The 23995-nt window shown below is 68.2% G+C and carries 21 protein-coding genes; 11 read left to right on the plus strand and 10 right to left on the minus strand.

Going from position 1 to position 23995, the window contains the following annotated elements; translation table 11 throughout:
- A partial coding sequence (locus AB0I35_RS22490; protein WP_357398135.1) for a diiron oxygenase occupies positions 1-654 on the plus strand: 654 nt, incomplete at its 5' end.
- 12 nt (positions 655-666) lie between these two features.
- Entirely contained in the window at positions 667-2259 is a 1593-nt protein-coding gene (locus AB0I35_RS22495; protein ID WP_357398136.1) for an FAD-dependent oxidoreductase, read from the plus strand.
- 71 nt (positions 2260-2330) lie between these two features.
- Here AB0I35_RS22495 and AB0I35_RS22500 read toward each other — a convergent pair whose 3' ends face one another.
- Positions 2331-3092, minus strand: coding sequence for a glucose 1-dehydrogenase (locus tag AB0I35_RS22500; RefSeq protein ID WP_357398137.1), 762 nt, complete (start codon positions 3090-3092; stop codon positions 2331-2333).
- Positions 3093-3617: 525 nt separating this feature from the next.
- Here AB0I35_RS22500 and AB0I35_RS22505 point away from each other — a divergent pair.
- On the plus strand, positions 3618-5741 hold the full coding sequence (locus AB0I35_RS22505) for an Hsp70 family protein (protein WP_357398138.1): 2124 nt from the start codon (positions 3618-3620) through the stop codon (positions 5739-5741).
- 437 nt (positions 5742-6178) lie between these two features.
- A complete protein-coding gene (locus AB0I35_RS22510) occupies positions 6179-6973 on the plus strand; it encodes an HAD family hydrolase (protein WP_357398139.1) in 795 nt (264 codons plus the stop codon).
- 2 nt (positions 6974-6975) lie between these two features.
- Here AB0I35_RS22510 and AB0I35_RS22515 read toward each other — a convergent pair whose 3' ends face one another.
- The gene (locus tag AB0I35_RS22515) at positions 6976-7398 is read right to left on the minus strand and encodes a VOC family protein (RefSeq protein WP_357398140.1); all 423 of its coding nucleotides are present in this window, start codon (positions 7396-7398) and stop codon (positions 6976-6978) included.
- Between the two features lie 92 nt (positions 7399-7490).
- Between AB0I35_RS22515 and AB0I35_RS22520 the strand changes: the two genes are divergently transcribed.
- Positions 7491-8453 (plus strand): WYL domain-containing protein, encoded by a 963-nt coding sequence (locus tag AB0I35_RS22520; protein ID WP_357398141.1) that lies wholly within the window; start codon positions 7491-7493, stop codon positions 8451-8453.
- Here AB0I35_RS22520 and AB0I35_RS22525 read toward each other — a convergent pair.
- The 7 genes from AB0I35_RS22525 to AB0I35_RS22555 all read right to left on the minus strand — a co-directional run bounded on the left by AB0I35_RS22525 (position 8427) and on the right by AB0I35_RS22555 (position 15939).
- The gene (locus tag AB0I35_RS22525; RefSeq protein WP_357398142.1) at positions 8427-8786 is read right to left on the minus strand and encodes a hypothetical protein; all 360 of its coding nucleotides are present in this window, start codon (positions 8784-8786) and stop codon (positions 8427-8429) included. The two genes, AB0I35_RS22520 and AB0I35_RS22525, sit on opposite strands and share 27 nt — an antisense overlap.
- A gap of 188 nt (positions 8787-8974) precedes the next feature.
- A complete protein-coding gene (locus tag AB0I35_RS22530) occupies positions 8975-10048 on the minus strand; it encodes a hypothetical protein (RefSeq protein ID WP_357398143.1) in 1074 nt (357 codons plus the stop codon).
- 256 nt (positions 10049-10304) lie between these two features.
- Entirely contained in the window at positions 10305-11153 is an 849-nt protein-coding gene (locus AB0I35_RS22535) for a CbiX/SirB N-terminal domain-containing protein (RefSeq protein ID WP_357398144.1), read from the minus strand.
- Positions 11153-12448, minus strand: coding sequence for a GTP-binding protein (locus AB0I35_RS22540; protein WP_067642321.1), 1296 nt, complete (start codon positions 12446-12448; stop codon positions 11153-11155). Before AB0I35_RS22540 ends, AB0I35_RS22535 begins: the two co-directional genes overlap by 1 nt.
- 1 nt (position 12449) lies before the next feature.
- Positions 12450-13379: a sulfate adenylyltransferase subunit CysD gene (gene cysD / locus AB0I35_RS22545; RefSeq protein ID WP_357398145.1), complete on the minus strand. Its 930-nt coding sequence runs from the start codon at positions 13377-13379 to the stop codon at positions 12450-12452.
- Between the two features lie 26 nt (positions 13380-13405).
- Positions 13406-14125 (minus strand): phosphoadenylyl-sulfate reductase, encoded by a 720-nt coding sequence (locus AB0I35_RS22550; RefSeq protein WP_067642387.1) that lies wholly within the window; start codon positions 14123-14125, stop codon positions 13406-13408.
- A 20-nt stretch (positions 14126-14145) separates the two neighbouring features.
- Positions 14146-15939 (minus strand): nitrite/sulfite reductase, encoded by a 1794-nt coding sequence (locus AB0I35_RS22555; RefSeq protein ID WP_357150011.1) that lies wholly within the window; start codon positions 15937-15939, stop codon positions 14146-14148.
- Positions 15940-16370: 431 nt separating this feature from the next.
- On the opposite strand from AB0I35_RS22555, the gene AB0I35_RS22560 reads away from it, so the two are divergent.
- The 4 genes from AB0I35_RS22560 to AB0I35_RS22575 all read left to right on the plus strand — a co-directional run bounded on the left by AB0I35_RS22560 (position 16371) and on the right by AB0I35_RS22575 (position 19286).
- On the plus strand, positions 16371-16796 hold the full coding sequence (locus AB0I35_RS22560; RefSeq protein ID WP_357398146.1) for an SgcJ/EcaC family oxidoreductase: 426 nt from the start codon (positions 16371-16373) through the stop codon (positions 16794-16796).
- A gap of 294 nt (positions 16797-17090) precedes the next feature.
- Positions 17091-18251: a radical SAM family heme chaperone HemW gene (gene hemW / locus AB0I35_RS22565; protein WP_357398376.1), complete on the plus strand. Its 1161-nt coding sequence runs from the start codon at positions 17091-17093 to the stop codon at positions 18249-18251.
- A gap of 69 nt (positions 18252-18320) precedes the next feature.
- Positions 18321-18854, plus strand: coding sequence for a DinB family protein (locus tag AB0I35_RS22570; protein WP_357398147.1), 534 nt, complete (start codon positions 18321-18323; stop codon positions 18852-18854).
- A gap of 189 nt (positions 18855-19043) precedes the next feature.
- Positions 19044-19286 carry a hypothetical protein gene (locus AB0I35_RS22575; RefSeq protein WP_067486687.1) on the plus strand — a complete coding sequence of 81 codons (243 nt, stop codon included), beginning with the start codon at positions 19044-19046 and terminating at the stop codon, positions 19284-19286.
- 1733 nt (positions 19287-21019) lie between these two features.
- On the opposite strand, the gene AB0I35_RS22580 is transcribed toward AB0I35_RS22575, so the two are convergent.
- Positions 21020-21415, minus strand: coding sequence for a hypothetical protein (locus tag AB0I35_RS22580; protein WP_357398148.1), 396 nt, complete (start codon positions 21413-21415; stop codon positions 21020-21022).
- Positions 21416-21669: 254 nt separating this feature from the next.
- Here AB0I35_RS22580 and hrcA point away from each other — a divergent pair, with 254 nt between their 5' ends.
- Positions 21670-22704, plus strand: a complete 1035-nt coding sequence (gene hrcA, locus AB0I35_RS22585) for a heat-inducible transcriptional repressor HrcA (protein WP_067486696.1) — start codon at positions 21670-21672, stop codon at positions 22702-22704.
- Between the two features lie 133 nt (positions 22705-22837).
- The gene (gene dnaJ / locus AB0I35_RS22590) at positions 22838-23992 is read left to right on the plus strand and encodes a molecular chaperone DnaJ (protein WP_067486699.1); all 1155 of its coding nucleotides are present in this window, start codon (positions 22838-22840) and stop codon (positions 23990-23992) included.
- The last annotated feature ends 3 nt before the right edge of the window (positions 23993-23995 follow it).

Consider the following 23995-nt stretch of genomic DNA (forward strand, 5'->3'; position numbering starts at 1 on the left):
CCGGAATTCCGGTACTGCTCGCACGAGATGATCGAAGAGCACAACCACACCCTGATGTTCCAGGAGATGGTGAACCGGGTCGCCGACGTGCCGGGTATGAACCCGCTCGTGCGTCAGCTGCGTCACCTGGCCGCCCCGGCCGGTGCGTTGTTGCCGAACTTCTTCTTCATGGCCGTGCTCGCCGGTGAGGAGCCGATCGACCACATCCAGAAGGACATCCTGCGTTCGGGTGACGACATCCACCCGATCATGCGCGGCGTGATGGCGATCCATGTGGCCGAGGAAGCTCGCCACATCTCCTTCGCCCATGAGTTCTTGAAGAAGAACGTGCCCGCCCAGCCCGCGGTCAACAAGTTCGTGCTGTCGATCGCGATGCCGATCGTCATGTTCGTGCTCGGCCGTGCTATCGCGACCCCGCCGAAGACCTTCTTCAAGCAGTTCGAGATGCCCACGGCGGTCCGCAAGGAACTGTTCTACGGCTCCAAGGAGGCCAAGCAGGTCTTCGCGGACTATTTCATCGATGTGCGCGCCCTGGCCGAGGAGATCGGTCTGATGAACCCGGTCGCCAAGAAGGTCTGGAAGCTGCTCGGCATCGATGGTCCGTCGAGCCGCTACCGGTCCGAGCCCAAGCGCTCCGCGAAGCACGCTGCCTGAGACGATAAATAGATGCCCTACGTTGTAACCCAGTCGTGCTGTAGCGACGCCTCGTGCGTCTACGCATGCCCGGTGAACTGCATTCATCCGACTCCGGATGAGCCGGACTTCCGTACGGCGGAGATGCTCTACGTCGACCCGGCCGCGTGTGTGGACTGCGGCGCCTGTGCCACCGCGTGCCCGGTCGACGCGATCACCTCCTCGAAGAAACTCACCGAAGAGCAGAAGCCCTTCATCGAGATCAACGCCGACTTCTACCGGGTACAGCGCTCGCGTCCCACGCTGGCCGCCCCGGTGATGCCGCCCGCCATCGACACCGAGCGCTCGCCGCTGCGGGTGGCGATCGTCGGGTCGGGACCGTCGGCGATGTACGCCGCCGACGAGCTGCTCACCCAGCCCCGGGTGGCGGTGACCATGTTCGACCGGTTGCCGCAGGCCTACGGCCTGGCCCGTCTCGGCGTCGCCCCCGACCACAAACGCACCCGCAAGGTGGCCGACCTGTTCGACGTGATGTCGAAACAGGACGACTTCGGCACCTACCTCGATGTCGAGATCGGCACGCACATCAGCCACGCCGAACTGCTCGAGCACTTCCACGCGGTGATCTACGCGGTCGGCGCGTCGGCGGATCGCAAGCTGAACATCCCCGGTGAGGGGCTGCCCGGCAACGTGTCGGCCACCGACTTCGTCGCCTGGTACAACGGTCATCCCGACCACGCCGAGGATCGGTTCGATCTGAACCAGAAGCGCGTCGTGATCGTCGGCAACGGCAACGTCGCCCTCGACGTGGCTCGCATCCTGACCGTCGACCCGGCCACCCTCGCCGATACCGACATCGCGCCCTACGCCCTGAAGGCGTTGCGCGAGAGCAAGATCGAAGAGGTCGTCGTGCTCGGCCGCCGTGGTCCGGCCGAGTCGGCGTTCACGGTGCCCGAGTTCGTGGGTCTGCTGGCCGCCGATATCGACATCGCGATCGAGGGCGAGCTGCCCCCGGTGACGCCGGAACTGCCCTACAAGGTGGAGCAGAAACTGCGTCTGCTGCACAGCGTGGCGCAGCGCCCGTTCGGTGACCGCAAGCGCATCGTGTTCCGGTACCTGTCCTCGCCGGTGGAGATCCTCGGCGCCGAGACGGTGACCGGCGTGCGGGTCGAGCGCAACGAGCTGGTCACCGACGCCGAAGGTCGCACCAGCGCGGTGCCGACCGGCGACACCGAACTGCTGGAAGCGGGCGTCGTGCTCACCTCGGTGGGTTATCGAGGTGTGCCGACCAAGGACCTGCCGTTCGACGACGCGCGCGGCGTGATCCCGAACGAGGCGGGCCGGGTGCTCGACGCTCCCGGTGGCGATGTCGTGCCGGGAACGTATGTGACCGGTTGGATCAAGCGCGGTCCCACCGGGTTCATCGGCACCAACAAGTCCTGTGCACAGGAAACCGTGCAGCAGCTCGCGGACGACTTCAACCGGGGGGCGCTGCGTGATCCGGCGCGTGCTGCGGGCGAGTTCGACAAGCTGGTGCGTTCGCGTCGTCCGCAGGCGGTGGCCGGTGGGGCCGCCGCACCGCGCGCGGCGAGCGGCGGCATCAAGCGCCTGCTCGCTCGCGGCTGATCGAACAGCCGAAGGCCCGTTACACCGACTGCGCGGTGTGGCGGGCCTTCGGCGTTCTCACCGAGCGGTGCTCACTGTGCGGTGAAGCCGCCGTCGACGGTCACCGCGGCGCCCGTGACGAACGAGGCCTCGGCGCTGAGCAGGAACGCGCACAGCGCCGCGATCTCGGCGGGCTGCGCGATGCGTCCGATCGGGTGCAACGCCGCGATCGCCGCCTCTCCCTCGGGAGTGGCGCCCATCGACGCGCGGAACGCCGGGGTGTCGACCGCGCCGGAGACCAACGCGTTCACCCGCACACCGGCAGCCGCGGTTTCCAGCGCCACCGATTTCGTCAGCCCGACGACGCCGTGCTTGGCCGCCACATAGGGTGCCACCGAGGCCATCCCGACCACGCCGAGGTTGGAGGCGTTGTTCAGGATGGCGCCTCCGCCGGAGGCGACGATCGCGGGGACCTGGTGCCGCAAGCCGTAGAACACGCCGGTGAGGTTCAGTTCCAGGTCGGCGCGCCAGGCATCGTCGCCGATCTCGGCGACCGGCCCGAAGGCGTTCACCGCGCCCGCGTTGTTGAAGGCGGCGTCGAGCCTGCCGTACTCGGTGAGCGCGGCCTGGGTGAGCCGCTCGACATCGGCGTCGACGGTGACGTCGGTCGGCACGAACAGCGCGCGCCCGCCCTCGGCCCGGATCTGCTCGGCGACCTGCTCGCCTTGGTCCTTGCCACGGGCGCCGAGCACGACGGCCGCACCCTCGGCCGCGACCCGCAGCGCCACCGCCTTGCCGACGCCGGAGCTGGCGCCGGTGACGAGGACGACCTGGTCGGCGAAACGAGTGGACATGCGTAGTACCTTCTCTCCCTTGATGTTTCGGAGCCCGTGTGGATCGGCCTCCCGGACTTCGAGTCAACCGTCGGGGAGCGGTGCGTGCTGGCGGGTTTCGGCCGTTGCGTTGACATGTCACGCTTTCCGGGGGTTATACAAATCGAGCTTTTGGTTTTCTCGGTACGTGTATGCGAACTCGCAGTAAATGAATTGATTACCGGTCGGTAATTACTGTCATTGCCGTGATAACAAACCGGAAGAATGTATTTTCGGACGCCTTCGGGCGATTACTCCCGGGTAGCTGCTTCTCGGAGTCTGTAAGCGCTCGCGCGGACGTTCAGGGGACTGGACGTTCAAGCGCATAGGGTTCTACCTGGGAATATGCGGCCCTTTGCATCCGAGGTGGAGTGTCGGGTATCAATCTCACAGCAATTCGGCCATGTTGCCGTTAATCTAGGCGAGCTGTTTGGAAGACGACCGCGGCCACATGAGTGCGCTCGCGTGCTGGACGTGGTCACGGTGCGTTGACGGGATAGCAAAACAATGACCAGAGGTCTGGGTTTGAGCATCGGCACGGTCAATGCGATTTCGGCGGTTGTCGCCGAGGATCCGGCCAAGCCGACGGTACGCACACGCCGTACCGCCCTCACATTCGACGAAGCGGGCCGCCCCCGCATCGGCGCGATCAACGAATTCTCCTCGGCGATCACGGATTTCGCGGACCTGAGCCGCGAACCGGAGCCGATGGTGATCGCGGGGCGCTTCTACTCCGCCACCAACCTGATCGCCGCCGTTGCCACGGGGCTCATCGAACTGGCCGAGCCGACCGCCGGGGTGGTGCTCACCTACCCGGCCACCTACACCGAGAAGCAGGTCGCCCTGCTCGGGCAGGCATTACACCTGGCGGGTGCCGGTCAGGTGCTGCTCGTGCCCGAACCGGTGGCCGCCGCCGAATGGCTCGAAGTCGAACACGGGCCGCTCGCACGGGGTTTCGTACTCGTTTACGACCTGGGCGCCAACAGCCTCGACCTGACCGTGCTGCGCGTCGGTCCCGACTGGCCGCACCACCCGATGGTCGGCACGCCCGCGCGCTCCACCGACTTCGGCGGAAAGCCGCTGGGCGAGATGGTCGCCCGGTACGCCGTCGAGTCACGCAACGGCCGCGCTACGGCGACACTCACCTCGATGGTGAACACCGACAGCCTGCGCGCCGAACACATTCGCGACACCTTCCCGCTGGTCAGCAAAACCGTTGCCGCCGCGGGCCTGCGGCTGGCCGATATCTCGCGCATCCTGCTCGTCGGTGGGGCCACGCGGCCGCCGGAGGTGGCGCGCACCCTCGCCGAGCTCGGCGTGCCCCTGGTGACCGTGGCCGATCCGGGGCAGGTCGTCGCGGCGGGCGCGGCCGCCTTGGCCGCCCGCACCTTCGCGCCGGTGCAGCAGAGCGGCAACTCGGCGCCGCACGTAGCCGTCTTCTCCAGCGCCGCCGTGGTTTCCGCGCTCGCGATGTCGGCGATGACGGTGTTCGGCAGCCCGTTCGATCCCGGCCTGACACCCGTCCTCGAACGGTTCCCCGCCCTCGGCGCCCCCGCCGACGCCCTGCTCTACGACATGAGCGCCGACCTGCTTGCCGCCCAGACCACGGGACTGGTCAACACCATCGACCCGGTCACCGGCAAGGTGCGCGTCGTCAGCGCGGCCGCACGCACCGCGTACGAAATGATCGTCGGTGCGGCGTCGGGGGCACCCGAGCGTGGGGCATCGCAGGCGGAATCCGAGGGCGGCGAACGGTTCCGGGCCGGCGGCGGCGACTGCCGTTCCCCGGTCCTGGCCCGCACGTCCTACGGCGACCCCGCCCACTTCGTCAACCCGCTGCCGTTCGACAAGCCTTCTGCCGAGTCGCCGACCAACCCCGGCTCCGGCCCCGGGCCCATCACCAACCCCGGCCCCGGCCCGATCACCGACCCAGGCCCGATCGCCGGTGTCCCCTCGGCGGGATCGCCCGATTCCGGAATTCCCTCCACCGGGGCTCCGACCATTCCCGGTGACACCTCCCTTCCGGCTCCCGGCACCAGTGCTCCCGACATCTCGCCTCCCGCCACGGGTGGCATCGATATCGGCGTGTCCGACGGAATCGGCAGCGGTGCGGGGACTTCCGACAACCCGTACAACCCCGGTGGTACCGGCGGCATCCCGTCCGGCGGCACGTCCGGCGGTTATCCGGGTGGCACCGGCGGCACCGATTCGGGTGCGTCGACGGGCGGCACGACCGGCGGCACGTCGGGCGGGGTCTCCGGCGGGACATCCGGTGGCGCGTCGGGTGGGACTGCCGGCGGAACATCCGGTGGGACCTCCGGCGGTTCGGACGCAGGCGGTTCCACGGGTGGCGCCTCGGGTGGTGACTCCGGCGGCTCCAGCTCCGGGGGCACGTCCGGTGACAGCAGCTCCGGCGGATCCACATCGGGCGGAACTTCCGGTGGCTCCACATCCGGTGGCTCGACGTCGGGCGGCACGTCGGGTGGTTCGACTTCGGGTGGCACCTCAGGTGGTTCGACTTCGGGTGGTACCTCCGGTGGTTCGACTTCGGGTGGTACCTCCGGCGGCAGCGACTCCGGTGGCTCGTCCGGCGGCGACGGCGGTGGAGACGGCGGCGGTTCGCGCCGCTGAGGTCGACGTCGGGCTGCGGCAGACATTACGTCGAGCGGCAGACGCCGCGCGGAGGGAGGCGTTACGTCGAGCGGCGGCAGGCATTACGTCGAGCGGCGCAGGCATTGAGCGGTGGCGGAATACTCGATCTGCGTAGCACGTGGTTGAAAGCCCTTGGGCTGTAACGCATTGCGCTCAGACGTTATACGCGCCTGTTGCCGCGCACCGACACCGGTGACCCTCTCGGCAAACTTCTGGGCCGAGCGTCTAGGTGATCCGACGCTGTACGGATCTGCGTCCGGGTTCCGCTACGGCTGCCAGATGTACCGTTGGGCGCGCGCCGAGCTGCTGAGAGGCCAAGGGGTAGAGAGGATTCGGCTGCGCGGGCTGGAGCAAGGGTGCGTCAAGGGCAGTGAATTCCTGGGCGGATCGGGGTGGCAGCGGGGCAGAATGGGTGAATGGCTGCACTCGGGGGAGCGCCGAAACTGATCGCGCTCGATATCGACGGGACTTTGCTGGAGTCCGGTTGCCCCATCAGCGGGCGGGTGGTCGCGGCAGTGCGGGCGGCGGTGGCCGCGGGGTCGCATGTGGTGGTGACGACCGGGCGGACTGTGCTCACCACCCGGCCGGTATTGCGCGAACTCGGGCTCATCGAGGGGCACGCGCTGTGTTCCAACGGTGCGGTGCAGATCGACGTGGCATGTGGTGAACCCGTCGCGGTGGAACTGTTCGACCCGGCACCCGCCGTCGGCGCGTTGCGCGCGCTGTTTCCCGAGATGATCTTCGCCGCCGAGCGGGTCGGCGTCGGTATCTGGGCAACGGGCCACAGTCCGGGGGAGTACTCGATCGGCGATTTCCAGCTCGTCGACCACCACATGCTCAGCAGCGAACCCACGCCCCGTCTCAACGGATGGTGGCCCGGTGGCGACGTCGCGGAGATGGTGCGCCAGCTCGACAGCCTCGTGGTGCCCGAGACCTCCTGGGTCCACGGTGAATTCGGGCCGTGGCTCACCGTCTCACGTCGTGGCGTGTCGAAGGGCTGGGCGCTGGAACGCCTCCGGTGCGCTCTCGGCGTCGAGGCCTCGGCGACTCTCGCCATCGGCGACGGCTTCAACGATCGCGAAATGCTGCGTTGGGCGGCACATTCGGTTGCCATGACGGGCTCACCCGACGACGTGCTCGCCATGGCCGACGAGGTCACCGGTCACGTCACCGAGGACGGTGTCGCCACCGTCCTCGAGCGCTGGTTCTGAGCTCAGGAGCTCGGCGCCGCCGCCCGTGCGGCCGTCATCGCCACGAAATGCGGGTTGTACATGATGCCGAGGACGTTGCCGAAAGGATCGAGGACCGACGCCGTCACGAAACCCGCTCCGTCACCGTGCTCGGTGACGGGTTCGTATTCGGTGGCGCCGAGTTCCAGCAGCCGGGTGAGGGTGGCGGCGAGATCGTCGACGTGCCAGTACACGATTCCGCCGCCACCGGGCGCATTGCGGGCACCGGCCGGCGCGTAGGCCCGGTTGATGATGCCGAGTTCGTCCTGCCCCGGGCCGAGCCGGAACTCGTAGTAGCCGCCCGGCACCTCGTAATACGGTGCGAGGCCGAGGAATTCGGTGTACCAGTCCTTGGCGGCGGTGAGGTCGTCGGCGTAGTAGGTGGTGGTGGCCATTCCGCGCAACATGTCTGCTCCTGGGTCGGTGTTCTGGTGTTTCCCTGAACTCTGCCAGGCAAAGTGCTCACCGAATGAGCACTTTCTTCGGCAGAATCGTGGGTATGCGAGCGGACCGATTGGTAGCGACCCTGTTGTTCATGCAGGCGCGAGGCCGGGTGACGGCGGCCGAGGTCGCCGCCGAACTCGAGGTGTCGGTGGCGACGGCTCGCCGCGACCTCGAGGCCCTCTCGGCGGCGGGCATTCCGGTGTATCCGCAAGCCGGACGCGGAGGTGGGTGGTCGCTGATCGGTGGCGCGCGCACCGACCTGTCCGGACTCACGGCCGGGGAGACCAGGGCGCTGTTCCTGCTCGCGGGCCCGGCGGCCGCCGCGGCTCCCGAGGTGAAGTCCGCATTGCGCAAACTGGTCCGGGCCTTGCCGCAGACCTTCCGTGCCGACGCCGCGGCAGCCGCCGACGCGGTGGTCGTCGACCCGGCGCGCTGGGGAAGGCCCGAGCCGCAACCACCCGCCGTCCTCGACACGTTGCAGCGCGCCGTGGTGGATCGACGACGTGTCCGCATCGAATACGCGCGGGCAGGGCAGCGCACGATGCGCACCGTCGACCCGTGGGGCCTGGTCGAGAAGGAAACGATCTGGTACCTGCTCGCGGGGACCGAGCGAGGGCAGCGCACCTTCCGTCTCGACCGCATCGGCGCGGTGACCGTCCTGGACGAACCCGCCGAGCGACCAGCCGACTTCGACCTGCACGCCGTGTGGTCCCGGGTGGTCGACCGGATGGAGCAACGCCGCTCGGCCGTCGCCGCCCGGGTGGCGGTGTCCGAGCGGCTGGCTCCTATCCTCGCCGATCAGCAGGGCCGCAACTGCACCCTGGTCGGCAGCACCGACGACGGTCGCGTGCTGGCCGAGATCACCGCCGACACCCCCGAGATGGTCGCCCGCCAGCTCGCGGGCTGGGCGGGCGACGTGGAGGTACTCGATCCCGCCGAGGTGAAAGCCGAATTGGCGGCTATCGGTGCGGAACTGGTGCGCGCCAACAGCTCACAACCTGGTGAACCCGGTCAATAGCGGTCGCACGGTCACCGCTCCGACCGGACCCGACCGCAATCCCTCGAGTACGGCGTCCGACATCTCCCCGAAAGTCTCGAACGACTCGATGGTGCAGTGCGCCATCACGTCCTGAATGTAAGGGTCCGACATCTGCCAGTGCGCGAGAACCGCTTCCGAGTCGGGATAGAGCTGGAAGCTGTGCGCCATCCCGGCCTCGGCATCGAGAAAGACCTGCACCATCAGCTGCGGTCCGTGCTCTCGGACGAAGGCCACAGCGCGCCGCACCGCCGCGCCGAACTCCTCGGTGTGCCCTTCGGTGATCCGCATGGTGTTGTGAAACAGGATGCTCATGAGGTCATCGTGAAACCTCGAGCGTGGTTGATGTCAAGGCTGTCGTCCGATGGTTCGCCGGTGGCTTCGAGCAGGATCGGCGAGGGTGGAAAACGCGACGAGCCGGTACCGAGCCCGGCACATGGGGAGGTCGTGTGACGGCAGTTCGCCCGACGCGGTATGTCGCGCCCCGGGCGTCGAAGCAGCTCTCAGTGGTGCTGAGCGGTGAGGGTGAAAGCGGCGGTCCGCACCGTGTCGTCGTGCTTGAAATCGAGGAACAGGCGGTAGGTGCCCGGCCCGGGGACGGCGGTGTGAAAGGAGATTTCGGGTCCGGAAGGCGTGATGCCGTCGTTGGGCTCACCGTTGGGGTGCACGTGGACGTAGGCGAGGTCGCCCGCCCGCAGGATCACCAGGTGACCGAAAGCTGCCAGGTAGGGCTGCAGATCGGTGACCGGCGCACCGTCCTTGTGCACCGTGAGGGTGAGCAGATCTCCCTCGGCGCGCAATTCGCCGTCGACGGTCACGGTGTACCCGTCGACCTCCGTGCTGCGATTCACCGCCGGGACCTGCTGCGGTGCGTAGTGACCGGCGATGGCCAGGTCCGCTCCGAGAGTGATGGTGCGGCCGAGAGCGCGCGGCGCGATATCGGTGAACACCCGGTAGGCGCCCGCCTCCGGCAGTTCCAGCTGGATCGTCCAGGTGCCGTCGGTCTCCCGGCGCGGATGCACATGCCAGAACCCGGTCAGCTCACGCCGCGCCACGATCAGGTGCAGTTCGCGATCGTGGATGGGATCGAACTCGGTCACCGCCGATCCGTCGGGCCCGAGAATCCGGAACCGGAAGTCGATCACGCCCGGCCGAGCAACGGTGGTCTCCAGATCGAGGGTGTACCCGTCCTGGGTGATCCGCAGCCCGCCGGGAAGTCCGGCAGCGTGCGCCCCGTGGTCGCCGTGAGCGGCATGATTCCCCTGCGGTGCTGCGACTGCGTCGGTGCCATGTCCACCATGGCCGGAATGCGCACCGGTTGGCGCGAGGTTGCCGTGGCTGCTGTGTGCCGCGTGGTCGACGTGATCCGCGTGGGCCGGCTGCGCCGCATGTGCGCGGTCCCCGTGTCCTGCGTGCGATTCACGTTGCACCTGAGTGCGGTGTTCGGCATGGCCGTGGGCGCTGTGGGCGGCGTGTTCGCCGTGCGAACCGAGGTGTGAGGTGTGTTGTGCCGCAGCGCTTTCGGGAGTGGTGCCGAGAGCGTTCGTGTTGTGGGCGGTGTGGGAGTTGATGGTCATCGTCTTGCCTCTCTGATCCCTGGTGCGTTGACACGAATTTATACCCCCCAGGGGTATATGGCAAAGGGATGAGAGTGTGATCTGGCGCACTAGCGCAGCTGGCTTCGGGAGCCCTTCGGGAGATGCAGGCGAGGTGTCGATGGCGCGAGGTATGCGCAGGCGAGAGTGCCCGGAGGTGTCTGCGGACGCTGTGCGCCCAAGGTCGGCGCGGAAATCGTGCGTGACCAGCTCCGTCGGCGGTGCGCCGGGGGATTCGTCAGGCGGAGAGTTCGAGATCTGTCGCGATCGCCGCGTCGTAGCGGGACCAGATCACCTCGGTGAGCGCGGGGTGCGGGCCGATGACATCGGCGTGCACGAGGCGCGGCGCATGGTGGAGCAGGCGGTCGGTGAGCAGCCCCGGTGCAAGGAACCACGGCGCGACGACGACCTGTTCGACTCCGCACGCGTGTAAGCGGTCGACCGCCACGCTGATGCTGGGTGCGACTGTCGCAAAGCACATTTCGGTGCGAAGCCCGGTCGTCACGGCAAGTCGTCGAGCCACGGCGGCGGTCCGGCGATTCGCCGATTCGTCACGAGATCCGACAGCGGCAACCGCGACCCCCACGGCGGCACGGCCGCTTTCGCGCGAAAGAGCTGCCGGTGTCGTCCGCAGGTGCATCGAAACAGGCTCTGGCACAGGGAAACCCACCGACACCCCGGCGACCCTGTCGGCAAGCGCCGCGATCAATCGCGAATCCGCCCCGAGCACATCGGTCTGGGTCAGGCGCACCAGCGGGTGCCTGTTCGCGGACTCCGCCAGGAGGGCGGGCAGATCGACTCGTGCGTGAAAAGCGTTGCCCAGCAACAGCGGAACAACGACCACATCGCGATGTCCGAGCGCGGCGAGCTCGTCGACGACCTGGTCGAGCGAGGGCGCGCTGAGGTCGAGGAAAGCCAACCGGACCGTCAGATCCGGTCGGGATGCGGCGACCGAGGCGACCACCGCCGCCATCGTCGTCGCCGAACGCGGATCACGGCTGCCGTGGGCCACCGCGATCAGTGCGGGCCCGCCTCCGCCGCGCGGCACCGGAACGGCACCGCGCGGCGGGACGAGCGAGCGTGTCATCAGACCGTGGTACCGACCTCGACCGAGGTCAGCACATCGCCGACCAGGCCGGCCGCGAGGGTGTTGCCACCGGCGGGATCGATCAGCAGGAACGAACCGGTGTGCCGGTTGGTGCGGTAGTCGTCGGCCGGGATCGGTTCGGCCAGCCGCAGCGACACCCGTCCGATGTCGTTGAGCTCCAACGTCTCCGGGCTCGGCTGTGCGGTGAGCGTTTGCTCGTCGAATCGCTCCACCAGCGCGCCGACGATCGCCTGCGTGGTCTTGGCGCCGTGCTTGAGCAGCAGTCGCGCGCCGGGACGCAGCGGCTTGTCGCCGAGCCAGCAGACGGTGGCGTCGAAGGTGTCGATCGCCTCCGGGGCGTCGGCGACCGAGGCGATGATGTCGCCACGCGAGATGTCGACCTCGTCGGCCAGGATCAGCGTCACACTGCGCCCCACCTGCGCGACGGCCAGCTCACCGTCGGGGGTATCGATGCGCTCGACGGTAGTCCGGATGCCCGAGGGGAGCACCACGATCTCGTCGCCGGGCGACACCGAACCGGCCGCGATCTGACCGGCGTACCCACGGTAATCGGGGTACTCGGCGGTGCGCGGACGGATCACGTACTGCACCGGGAACCGCAGCCCCAGCGCGTGCGTGCCCGTCGAATCCGCGTCCACCGGAACCGATTCCAGGTGCTCGATCAGCGAGGGACCGTCGTAGTACGGGGTGTTCTCGGAGCGGCTGGCGATATTGTCGCCGTGCAGCGCCGACACCGGGATCTCGAGGACGTCCTCGTCGGCCCAGCCCAGCTTCGAGGTCAGCGAGTTGAACTCCGCGGAGATCTCGGCGAACACCTCGGCCGGATTGTCGACCAGGTCGATCTTGTTCACCGCCAGCACCAGCTTCGGCACCCCGAGCAGCGCCAGCACCGCGGCGTGGCGACGGGTCTGCTCGATGACGCCCTTGCGCGCGTCGGTCAGCAGGATCACCAGCTGCGCGGTGGACGCGCCCGACACGGTGTTGCGGGTGTACTGCACGTGGCCGGGGGTGTCGGCGAGCACGAACGAGCGCTTGGGCGTGGCGAAGTAGCGGTAGGCCACGTCGATGGTGATCCCCTGCTCACGCTCGGCACGCAGGCCGTCGACGAGCAGCGACAGGTCGGGGGTCGACAGACCCTTGTCGACCGAGGCGCGGGTCACGGCGTCGATCTGATCGGCCAGCACGGACTTCGTGTCGTAGAGCAGCCGTCCGACCAGGGTGGACTTGCCGTCGTCGACAGAACCGGCGGTGGCCAGCCTCAATAGGTCGGACATATCAGAAATAACCCTCTCGCTTGCGGTCTTCCATGGCGGCCTCGGAGACGCGGTCGTCGCCACGGGTGGCACCACGCTCGGTCAGCCGGGACGCGGCGACCTCGGCCAGGATGGCCTCGTTGTCGGCGGCGTCGGAGATGATGGCGCCGGTGGTCGAACCGTCACCGACGGTGCGGTAGCGCACGGAGCGGGTCTCGAGGACCTCGTTCTCGTTCGGGCCGCCCCATACGCCGGGGGTCATCCACATACCGTCGCGCTGGTACACCGGGCGCTGGTGGGCGTAGTAGATCGAGGCCAGGTCGATGTCCTCGCGGGCGATGTAGCGCCAGATGTCGAGCTCGGTCCAGTTGCTCAGCGGGAACACGCGCACGTGCTCACCCGGCGCGTGCTTGCCGTTGTAGAGGTTCCACAGCTCGGGACGCTGCCGCTTGGGATCCCACTGGCCGAAGGCGTTGCGCAGGGAGAAGATCCGCTCCTTGGCGCGCGAACGCTCCTCGTCGCGGCGACCACCGCCGAACACCGCGTCGAAGCGGTGTTCGGTGATGGCGTCGAGCAGCGGAACGGTCTGCAGCGGGTTGCGGATGCCGTCGGGGCGCTCGGTGAGGCGACCGTCGGCCAGGTACTCCTCGACCGAGGCCACGTGCAGGCGCAGGCCGTACTTCTCCACCACCTTGTCGCGGAACTCGAGCACCTCGTCGAGGTTGTGCCCGGTGTCGACGTGCAGCAGCGCGAACGGCAGCGGCGCGGGCCAGAAGGCCTTGAGCGCCAGGTGCAGCAGCACCGTGGAGTCCTTGCCGCCGGAGAACAGGATCACCGGCCGCTCGAACTCGCCCGCGACCTCACGGAAAATGTGGATCGCCTCGGATTCCAGCGCCGCGAGGGTGTCGAACTCGGTCAGGCCGAGGTCGCGTTCGGTGGTGTGGGTACTCACAGGCTCACTCCCAGAGGTGGTGACGGTCATGATTGGTGCAATCCGCACTCGGTCTTGGCCAGACCGGCCCAGCGGCCGCTGCGCGGATCGGACCCCGGCTCGGGCTTGCGCGTGCACGGTGCGCAGCCGATGGACGGGTAACCCTCCTCCACCAGGGGATTGACGAGGATGCCGTTGGCCTCGATGTAGGCCTGCATCTCGTCGTCGGACCACGGTGCGATCGGGTTGATCTTCACCAGGCCGAAGGCTTCGTCGAAGGAGATCAGCGGTGCGTTGGCGCGGGTGGGTGCCTCGACGCGGCGGATGCCGGTGACCCACGCGTTGTAGCCCGCCAGCGACTTCTTCAGCGGAACCACCTTGCGCAACCGGCAGCATTCGGCGGCGTCGCGGGCGAACAGGTCCTTGCCGAGCAGCTCGTCCTGTTCGGCGACACTGTGCTCGGGGCGCACGTTGATCACGTTCACCCCGTACACGGCCTCGACCGCGTCACGGGTGCCGATGGTCTCGGCGAAGTGGTAGCCGGTGTCGAGGAACAGCACATCGACGCCGGGGCGGGTCTGCGCGGCCAGGTGCACCAGCACGCCGTCCTGCATGTTGGAGGCGACGATGTAGTTGTTGCCGAAAGTGCGGTCGGTCCAGGCGATCAGGTCGGCGGCCGAGGCGTCGGGGCCCAATTCGGCCGCGCCCTGCTCGGCGAGCGCGCGCAGTTCGTCTTCGGACAGCTTGGCGGCGAGATTCGTTGTCACAGTTGAGATCTCCTCATCCACTAACGGAGGTCGGCCTCGTCGGCGCGAACCGCCCACACCGCGAAGCGTTCACCGTCTTCGCGGTTCTTGACGAAGTTGCGCACGACTCGCTCGATGTAGTCGCCGAGCTCGACACTGGTCACCTTGTGCTGACGCAGCTTGCGGCCGAACCCGCTGTCCAGGCCGAGGCTGCCACCCAGGTGAACCTGGAAGCCCTCGACCTGATTCCCGTTGCCGTCGTCGACGAGCTGACCCTTGAAGCCGATATCGGCGATCTGGGACCGGCCGCAGGAGTTCGGGCAGCCGTTGATGTTGATGGTGATCGGCACGTCGAGCTGCGCGTTGATGTCGGCCAGGCGCTGCTCGAGCTCGGGGGCGAGCACCTGGGAGCGCTTGCGGGTCTCGACGAACGACAGCTTGCAGAACTCGATGCCGCTGCACGCGAGCAGGTTTCGCCGCCAGACCGATGGACGTGCCTGCAGGCCGAGCGGTTCCAGTTCGTCGATCAGGGCGTCGACCTGGTCGTCGGCGATGTCGAGGACGATCAGCTTCTGGTACGGGGTGAACCGGATGCGGTCCGAGCCGTACTTCTCGGCGGCGTCGGCGACCTTGCTCAGGATGGTGCCCGAGACCCGACCGGCGATGGGGGAGAAGCCGACGGCATTGAGGCCGTTGCGCAGCTTCTGCACGCCCACGTGGTCGATCGGCTTGGCCGGCTGCTCCGGGGCGGGACCGTCGATCAGCTTGCGCTTCAGGTACTCGTCCTCGAGGACCTGGCGGAACTTCTCGATGCCCCAATCCTTGATCAGGAACTTCAGGCGCGCCTTGGTGCGCAGGCGGCGGTAACCGTAGTCGCGGAACAGCGACACCACGGCTTCCCAGACGTCGGGGACCTCGTCGAGCGGCACCCACGCGCCGACCCGCTTGGCCAGCATCGGGTTGGTCGACAGACCGCCGCCGACCCACAGGTCCAGGCCGGGCCCGTGCTCGGGGTGGTTCACACCGACGAACGCGACGTCGTTGATCTCGTGCACCACGTCCTGCTGACCCGAGATCGCGGTCTTGAACTTGCGGGGGAGGTTGGAGTACTCCTTCTTCCCGATGTAGCGCTTGACGATCTCGTCGATCGCTGGCGTCGGGTCGATGATCTCGTCGAGCGACTCACCGGCCAGCGGCGAACCGAGGATCACGCGCGGGCAGTCGCCGCACGCCTCGGTGGTGTGCAAGCCGACCGATTCCAGCCGACGCCAGATCTCCGGGACGTTCTCGACCTCGATCCAGTGGTACTGGACGTTCTCGCGGTCCGACAGGTCGGCGGTGTCGCGACCGAACTCGGTGGAGATCTGGCCGATGGTGCGCAGCTGGGCGGCATTGAGCGCGCCACCGTCGCAGCGCACCCGCATCATGAAGTACTTGGCTTCGAGCAGGTCGATGTTGTCGTCGTCGGTCCAGGTGCCGTCGTAGCCCTCTTCACGCTGGGTGTAGAGACCCCACCAGCGGAAACGGCCACGCAGGTCGGCTTTGTCGATCGAGTCGAAGCCGCCCTTGGCGTAGATGTTCTCGATCCTGGCCCGCACATTGAGCGGATTGTCGTCCTTCTTGGACTGCTCGTTCGGGTTGAGCGGTTCGCGGTAACCGAGGGCCCACTGGCCTTCGGAGCGGCGGCGGACCGGCTTGCCGGTGCGCTCGCGCGGCGCGACCGCGCCTTCGGGGCGCGGACGGTCGGGCCGGACGCGGCGCTCGGTGACCGGGCGCTCGGGACGGGCCTGCGCCGTCGACTGTTCGGTCGAACCGGCGTCGGTGCTCGACGTCATGTGGGGTCGCTCCTGCGGGGGTGGGTGAACATCCGTGCTGAAGGCGCGAGGGGCTGGCTCGCGTCAGGTGGTCAGCGGGCCGATGAAAGTCGAAGGCACCGGGAGATTCCCGGGCGGACGCCGCTGCGCTACCGGTGGAAACCGGGCCGACAACAGGCGCTGCAGACACGCTGGAAGTCGACGTGGCGACGGGCCACGAGTCGTACTCCAGTTGCGTGCATGCGCCTATTGTGCCATGTCAGGGGGGTCGTTCCGACCGCAAGGAGATATTTCCCGCACTTTTGAGGGAAATCCCCTGGACGACCGTACCGTTCTGTGACAGGGGTCATACTTCGGGCGCGGGAAGTTACCGGCGATTCGCCCGATGGCATAGGTGTGTCAGGCGCCACAACGGTTGACCTCAACCGCCGTTGAGGGCGCACAGTGACCGCATGAGCAACGACGTCACCGTAGCGGGCCGGATTCCCGCCGATCTCGACACCGAACTCGCGGCCGTTCGCGCCGTCGTCGAGACCATCGCGCACGCGCAGGACAACGAACTGATCGACGAATTCGTCTCCGTCTTCCGCGAGGACGCGATCTGGACCACGGGACACGGCAAGCGGCTGTTCGGCCGCGCGGCCATCGCCGAGTTCACCGCCCAGGTGCTGCCCGGCGCGACCACCCATGGCAAGGCGACCTACGAGATCGAGCACGTGCTGTTCCTGCGGCCCGACGTGGCCGCGGTGAAGATCCGGCAGAGCTACTTCACGCTGGACGGCGAGCTGTCGGGGCAGGGCACACCCATGTACGTGATGACCAAGGAGGACGGCGACTGGGTGCTCACGGCCAACCAGAACACCCCCGTGGTGGACTGACCGCCCCGCCTTCGTGCACTGCCCGTCGCCGGGACCGTCACCGGGACCGGCGTCCGGGCGGGGTTCGGGCTTTCCGGCGGCATGCGCATAGCTGGGCCACGGGTCGCCGGCTCGGTCGGTCGAGCGGCCCGCGCGGTGCCGAGTCCAGTTGGGTCCCGCGTGGCGACGCGCGGGCGCGACGACCGGTGCCGGGGCCGGACGCGGCAGTTCGCCGAGGCCCGGCAGACTGTAGGGGTGAATATCAGCGCAACTCCCGTGGCTCCCGGGGCGACACCGGCCGACGCCGAGCGGCCGGTGCTGCGCGATTTCGGGGGCGGCGCGTTCGGCGTGTACGTGCATGTGCCCTTCTGTGCCACACGCTGCGGGTATTGCGACTTCAACACCTACACGGCGGGAGAGCTCGGCACCTCGGCGTCGCCGCAATCGTGGCTCGAGGCGTTGCGCGGCGAGCTCGCCACCGCGGCGACCGAGTTCGGTGCGCTGCCGAGCGCGACCCCCGAGGTCTCGACGATCTTCGTCGGCGGCGGGACACCGTCGCTGCTCGGCGGCGACGGGCTCGCCTCGGTGCTCGACGCGGTGCGCGCGAACTTCACCCTCGCCACCGATGCCGAAGTGACGACCGAATCCAACCCGGAATCGACTTCGCCGGAGTTCTTCGACCGCCTCCGCGCGGCCGGGTACACCCGGATCTCGCTCGGCATGCAGTCGGCCGCGGCGCACGTTCTGAAGGTGCTCGACCGCACCCACACGCCGGGCCGGGCGGTGGCCGCGGCGAAGGAAGCGCGCGCCGCCGGATTCGCGCACGTGAATCTCGACCTCATCTACGGCACACCCGGTGAGACCGACGCCGATCTGGACGCGAGCCTGGACGCGGTGCTGGCCGCCGGTGTGGATCATGTGTCCGCCTACTCCCTGATCGTCGAAGACGGAACCGCGCTGGCGCGCAAGGTCCGTCGTGGTGAACTGCCCGCACCCGACGACGATGTGCTCGCCGCCCGCTACGAGCGCATCGATGCCCGCCTGGCCGAGGCCGGTCTCGGCTGGTACGAGGTCTCCAATTGGGCCGCGAACGATTCCGCGCGGTGCCGGCACAACCTCGGCTACTGGGCCGGTGGTGACTGGCTCGGTGCGGGTCCCGGCGCGCACAGTCACGTGGGTGGGGTGCGCTGGTGGAACGTGAAGCACCCCGCCCGCTACGCCGACCGTGTCGCCCTCGGCGGTCTGCCCGCCGCGGGCTGGGAAGTCCTCACCGACGACGAGCGCTACACCGAACACCTCATGCTCACCGTTCGCCTGCGCACCGGCCTTCCCCTCGCCGACCTCGCCCCCTCCGCCCGGCCTGCCCTCGACCGTGTTCTCGCCGACGGCTTGGCCCAGGTCGTCGGCGACAACCTGGTCCTCACCGATCGTGGACGGCTGCTGGCCGACGGCATCGTCCGCGATCTCCTCGGCTGAGCGCCATCAACGCCCTTTTCGCCGAGAATTCGTTCGCTCGTTCGCGGGTGTCGTGGCACGATCCCGCCCGTGTCCACGTCACGAAGTGAGTTGCTGCGGTGGCAGTTCGATCTCGTCTGGTCGTTGTTCGAGTACCACCTCGAGCGGCTGCACGAGGAGGACTTCCTGTGGGAGCCGAGCGCGCTGTGCTGGACGATGCGCGAAGCTCCCGCGGGCGGGTGGATCGCGGACTGGGCGGATACCGAGCCCGATCCGATTCCGGTACCGACGATGGGTTGGCTCACCTGGCACATCGGGTGGTGGTGGAGCGTGGCCATCGATCATCTGCGGCAGCGAGTGCCACGTGAGCGGATGGATATCGCCTGGCCGGGACCCGGCGACAGCACCATCGAGTGGCTCCGCCGCCTACGGCAGGAGTGGCTCGACACGCTGAGCGAACTCGACGACGCAGACTTCGACCTCCCCTCCGGTTATCCATGGCCTGCCGACGCCGGCCTGACCGTCGCGCATCTGGTCGGCTGGGTCGATGCCGAACTGATGAAAAACGTGGCCGAGATCGGACAGTTGCGGTTGCAACGCGCGGCACGCGATGCCGTTTCGTGACGTCTTCTTCGGGGCGTGGTCGAGCTCACCGCGGCTTCGGCGATCCCCCGGTCATCGGGATGATGTGGTCTGATGCACACCCTCCGGCGAGGGCAGGCCACCGGGGTATCCGAAGCGATTCTTCGGTGGGTTCGGGGCCGAAGATAACGATTGAGGGCGTAGGCTTCGGGTCGAAACCTAGGGAGCTATATGTCCACCGAACGGCACATCACCCTCGTCCACGAGCAGAGCGAGTTCGCTGAAGCGCGCTCTGCTGAGAAGGCGGAGAACGCTCGTCAGTGCGCGGTCGCCGCGCGGACGGTCGCTTCGCATTCCAACGATGCCGAAGATTGCGTGTCACTGTTGGCCATGCTCGGCCTGGATGCTCTCGCGGGCAAAGAGGTGGGCGCCGCCCACTCACCCGCCCGCGTCGGCGCCGCCCGCCGCATCTGATCGGCTCACGGTCGCCCGCCCCGGGCGACCGTGACCCGACCCCTCGATCCGCGGACATCAACACCCCCGCGCCGTGGACCCGTGCCCGTCACCCCGCATCCCACCGATCACCCCATCGGTAATGGTCGGCGCCGGTCGACCGAGCAATACCTCGGTATTGGCCGAGGTAGTCAAATACTCCGGCACCCCGCGAGCGTGCTCCTCCTGCTCTGCGCCAGGCACACCCGGCGCCAGTGCGACGCAGTGGAACCACCGCGCGGCCACCTGTCCCTGCCCCGCGCCGGACGCCCTCGTCTCGACTCCCGCATCGCCCGCCGTCGGCGCATTTCCTCCCAGGGCCTTATCCGCCGCTAGTAGGTTGCCCGTTGGGGCGTTGTTCGTCCGGAGTGCGTTGTCTGCCGGGGCGTTGTCTGCGGTGACTGCATTGCCTACCGGAGCATCGTTTGCGGAGAACGCCATATTTGCGAGCGCGATGCGGTCTGCGAACGTGTGGCGGGCCGCCGCACCGGGGCTGTCAGTCGCTGTGTTCGCCTGGCCTGCATCGCGTTGCCCGCTGCTCGAGTTCGGGCCACCGCCGTGGTGGTTGCCGCTGCTTCCCGTAGGCCCGCCACCACCCGACCGAGTTGCCAGTGCCCTGTCGACCCGTTGCGTGCCACCCTCTCCGGCGGCCGTTCTCGCTACCGCACCCGAAGTTGTTGCGCTCCCAGTCCTCGCCTCCCCTCGAAATCCCGCACTCGACACTGCCGGTCCTCTCGACGGCCCAGCCGTCTCCGCGCCGCGAGCACTCGCCACATCGCCCTCGCTGCGGTGACGTCCCCGCTCGGCATCGTCGGATTGTTGTAGCCGATCAGCGTTCGACCCCGGGGATTCACCGCGCCTCCCATCGACCGCCGCCACGCCGACATCCGGTGCGCCTGCTGTTCCTTCGCCACCAGCTCCGATGCGGATACCCGTCACAGCTCCGCTCGCGCTGTCGAGCTTCGCGTCGAATCGTCTTGGGTCAGTACCCGGCAGACCGGCGAGAGAGCTTGGCGCCGCGCCGCTAACGACAGACCGATCCACATCAGGGCCCGAAGACACTGCGGGCCCGCGTGATTCGTCGCATGTTCGCTGCACGTTCGCGTCCATGGCGCGATCGGTCCCGATGGGTCGGTAGTGCTCGGCGCCCGGGACTGCGTCGACCAGCAAGGACGCGGACAGGTCATTACCGAGAGGGTCGCCGTTCCCAGCAGTTGTGTAGGGAGGAATTGGCTGCGGTATCAAAGGGATTCGGCTGAAGATCTCGCCGAAAGGCCGGATGTAGCGATCACGCATGGCTGCTCTCGCCTCTTCTTCCCGGATGCCCACCTCCCGCATACGACCCGGATCAGCGGACCACACCGGCACAGCGGACTCCTCGACGAGCTCGGGAAGCGCGTACTTGGTCGCGACTACCGCGTCGGCCGCCGCTTGGACCAGAGCGGGGATGGCATGGACAGCGGAGGCGAGTTCCCGTGCCTGATCGAGATATCGCCGGAGGGAGGACATCGCGGCCTGCGCCCCGACACCCGACCAGGCCGCAGGCAGCCTCACGCTGATCGCGTGATCGAAGGCATCCAGCCCCTCTTCCCAACACCGCGCCAACTGCTGGAACGCGTCCGCTTGTGCGACGGCATCGGTGACATCGAGGGATGACAACGCCTCGGTGATCTCTCGATGCCGCCAGTGGCGGACGTTCTCACCACCGCTCGGCATCATCGGGCACCGACCGCGAACGGATCACGCGTCCCCAGTGCGGCTTCCACGTCGGCCGAGCGCAGCGCCCACTCTTCGTCGACCGCCACGAGCCGGTCGCGCGCGATCCGATGCGCCTCGCGGATATCACCGACGATCCGGCGGTGCGTCTCCATCGCGGCACCCACCGCCTCCGCCGTCTCCCGGAACCGGCCGACCAGCGCGGGCCCGGAGATCAGCCGCCTGTCACCTTCCCCCAGACCCCAGTGCGTCTGCGAAGAGATCTGCCCGGCGAGCAGCGCGACGCTCTCGACTACCTCGAGAAACATCACACACGCCCGATCGATCCCGGCGAATTCCTCCGGACGCACCACGACCGCGGAGTCACCCGCGCCCCACTCGTCATCGAATCGCATCGCAAACCCCTCCCGCCCCGGAAAAGCGCTGGTAAAGCGCCTGATTCACGACCGAACGTACGCTGGGCGCGATAACGCGACAAGCCCCGATCCTCACCCTGTGGATAACTCCGCCCTGTGGAGAACTCACCGGAGAACGAGACAATTTAGACTGGACTGCAAGACGCCCCGAGCGCCCGCGTGCGAGTCTGTGCCCCAGCACTACGACAACGCGGGCCGACGACGTACCCGGCACGAGCGAGGAGGTGGGGTCGATGGCTTCGAGCACCGAAGATCGGCGATTCGAGGTCCTGCGAGCGATCGTCGCGGACTACGTCGCCACCAAGGAACCGATCGGCTCGAAGTCGCTGGTCGAACGGCACAATCTCGGAGTGTCCAGCGCCACGGTCCGCAACGACATGGCCGTGCTGGAGGCGGAGGGCTACATCACCCAGCCGCACACGAGTTCCGGGCGCGTGCCGACCGACAAGGGATACCGCGAATTCGTCGACCGGATCGCCGAGGTGAAGCCGCTCTCGGGCGCCGAACGCCGCGCGATCATGGAATTCCTCGAATCCGGTGTCGACCTCGACGACGTGTTGCGTCGAGGGGTGCGGCTGCTGGCCCAGCTCACCCGTCAGGTCGCCGTGGTGCAGTACCCGACGGTGTCGGCATCGACCGTGCGCCACATCGAGGTCGTCGCGCTCAATCCGGCCCGCCTGTTATTGGTCGTCATCACCGACACCGGCCGCGTCGATCAGCGCATCGTCGACCTGGGCGCGGTGATCTCCGAGGACGACCTCGCCGCCGTGCGCGGCCTGCTCGGCGGCGCGATGGACGGCAAACTGCTCTCGGTGGCCAGTGCGTCGGTGGCCGGACTGCCCGAGCGCGCGCCGGCCAAGATCCGCGATGTGCTGGTCCGGGTGTCGACCGTGCTGGTGGAAACCCTGGTCGAGCACCCGGAGGAGCGTTTGGTGCTCGGCGGCACCGCCAACCTCACCCGCAATGTCGCCGACTTCGGTTTCCCCGGCTCGCTGCGCACCGTGCTCGAGGCGCTCGAGGAGCAGGTCATCGTGCTGAAGCTGCTGGCCGCCGCCCAGCAGCCGGGTCAGGTGACCGTGCAGATCGGCGAGGAGACCCAGGTCGAGCAGATGCGCGGCACCTCCGTGGTGTCCACCGGGTACGGCGCGGCGGGCGCGGTGCTGGGCGGTATGGGCGTGCTCGGCCCGACCCGGATGGACTATCCCGGCACCATGGCGTCGGTGGCGACCGTTGCCCGCTATATCGGCGAGGTCCTGGCCGAAAGGTGACCGCCGGGTCGGCGGCGACCGTGCGGGCACTGTTATGGTCGGTACTTCGACCGGGGTAAAGTTGAGTCGAACAGACTAAAGGATGCGCCCGGCGTTCGGCTGGACCACAGCGACCAAGGACTAGAGAACTCAAGTGGCACGGGATTACTACGGACTGCTCGGCGTCGGCAAGAATGCCACCGACCAGGAGCTCAAGCGCGCGTACCGCAAACTGGCCCGCGAACTGCACCCCGACGTGAACCCGGACGAGGCCGCGCAGGCCAAGTTCAAGGAAGTCTCCACCGCCTACGAGGTGCTGACCGACCCGGAGAAGCGCCGGATCGTCGACCTCGGCGGTGACCCGCTCGAAAACGGCGGCGGCGGTGCGGGATTCAGCGGTGCCGGGTTCGGCGGTCTCGGTGATGTGTTCGAGGCGTTCTTCGGCGGGATGAGCGGCCAGGGCGGCGGTGCGCGCAAGCCGCGCGGCCGCGTGCAGCCCGGCGCCGACTCGCTGATCCGCACCCGGCTGAGCCTGGCCGAGTGTGCGGTGGGCGTCACCAAGCACCTCACCGTCGACACCGCCATCCTCTGCGACCTCTGCCACGGCGCGGGCACCAACGGCAACTCCAAGCCGGTGCGCTGCGAAACCTGTGGCGGCGCGGGCGAAGTGCAGTCGGTGCAGCGCTCGTTCCTCGGCCAGGTACTCACCTCGCGCCCCTGCCCGACCTGTCGTGGTGCGGGCGAGGTCATCCCCGACCCCTGCACCAAGTGTGGTGGCGACGGTCGCGTGCGTGCGCGCCGCGAGATCGCCGCGCCGATCCCGGCCGGTGTCGCCAACGGCATGCGGGTGCGCCTGGCCGCCCAAGGCGAGGTCGGCCCCGGCGGTGGCCATGCGGGCGACCTGTACGTCGAGGTCGTCGAGCAGCCGCACGACACGTTCGTCCGCGACGGCGACGACCTGCACTGCACCGTCCGGGTCCCGATGGTCGACGCGATCCTCGGCACCACCGTGGTCGTCGACACCATCCTCGACGGGCCCACCGAGCTCACCATCGCCCCGGGCACCCAGCCAGGCGAGGTCATCCACCTGCGCGGACACGGCATGCCCCGATTGCGTTCCGGTGCGCGCGGCGACCTGCTGGCCCACCTCGACATCGTGGTGCCGACCAAACTCGACGGCAAACAGACCGAACTGCTTCGCAAGTTCAAGGGCATGCGTGACAAGGATCGCGCCGAGGTGATGTCGTCGCAGTCCGAGCACAACAGCGGCCTGTTCGCCCGGCTGCGCGCGTCGTTCAGCGGTCGCTGACCG

This window comes from Nocardia sp. NPDC050378 (genome assembly GCF_040655675.1).
Lineage (GTDB): Bacteria > Actinomycetota > Actinomycetes > Mycobacteriales > Mycobacteriaceae > Nocardia > Nocardia coubleae.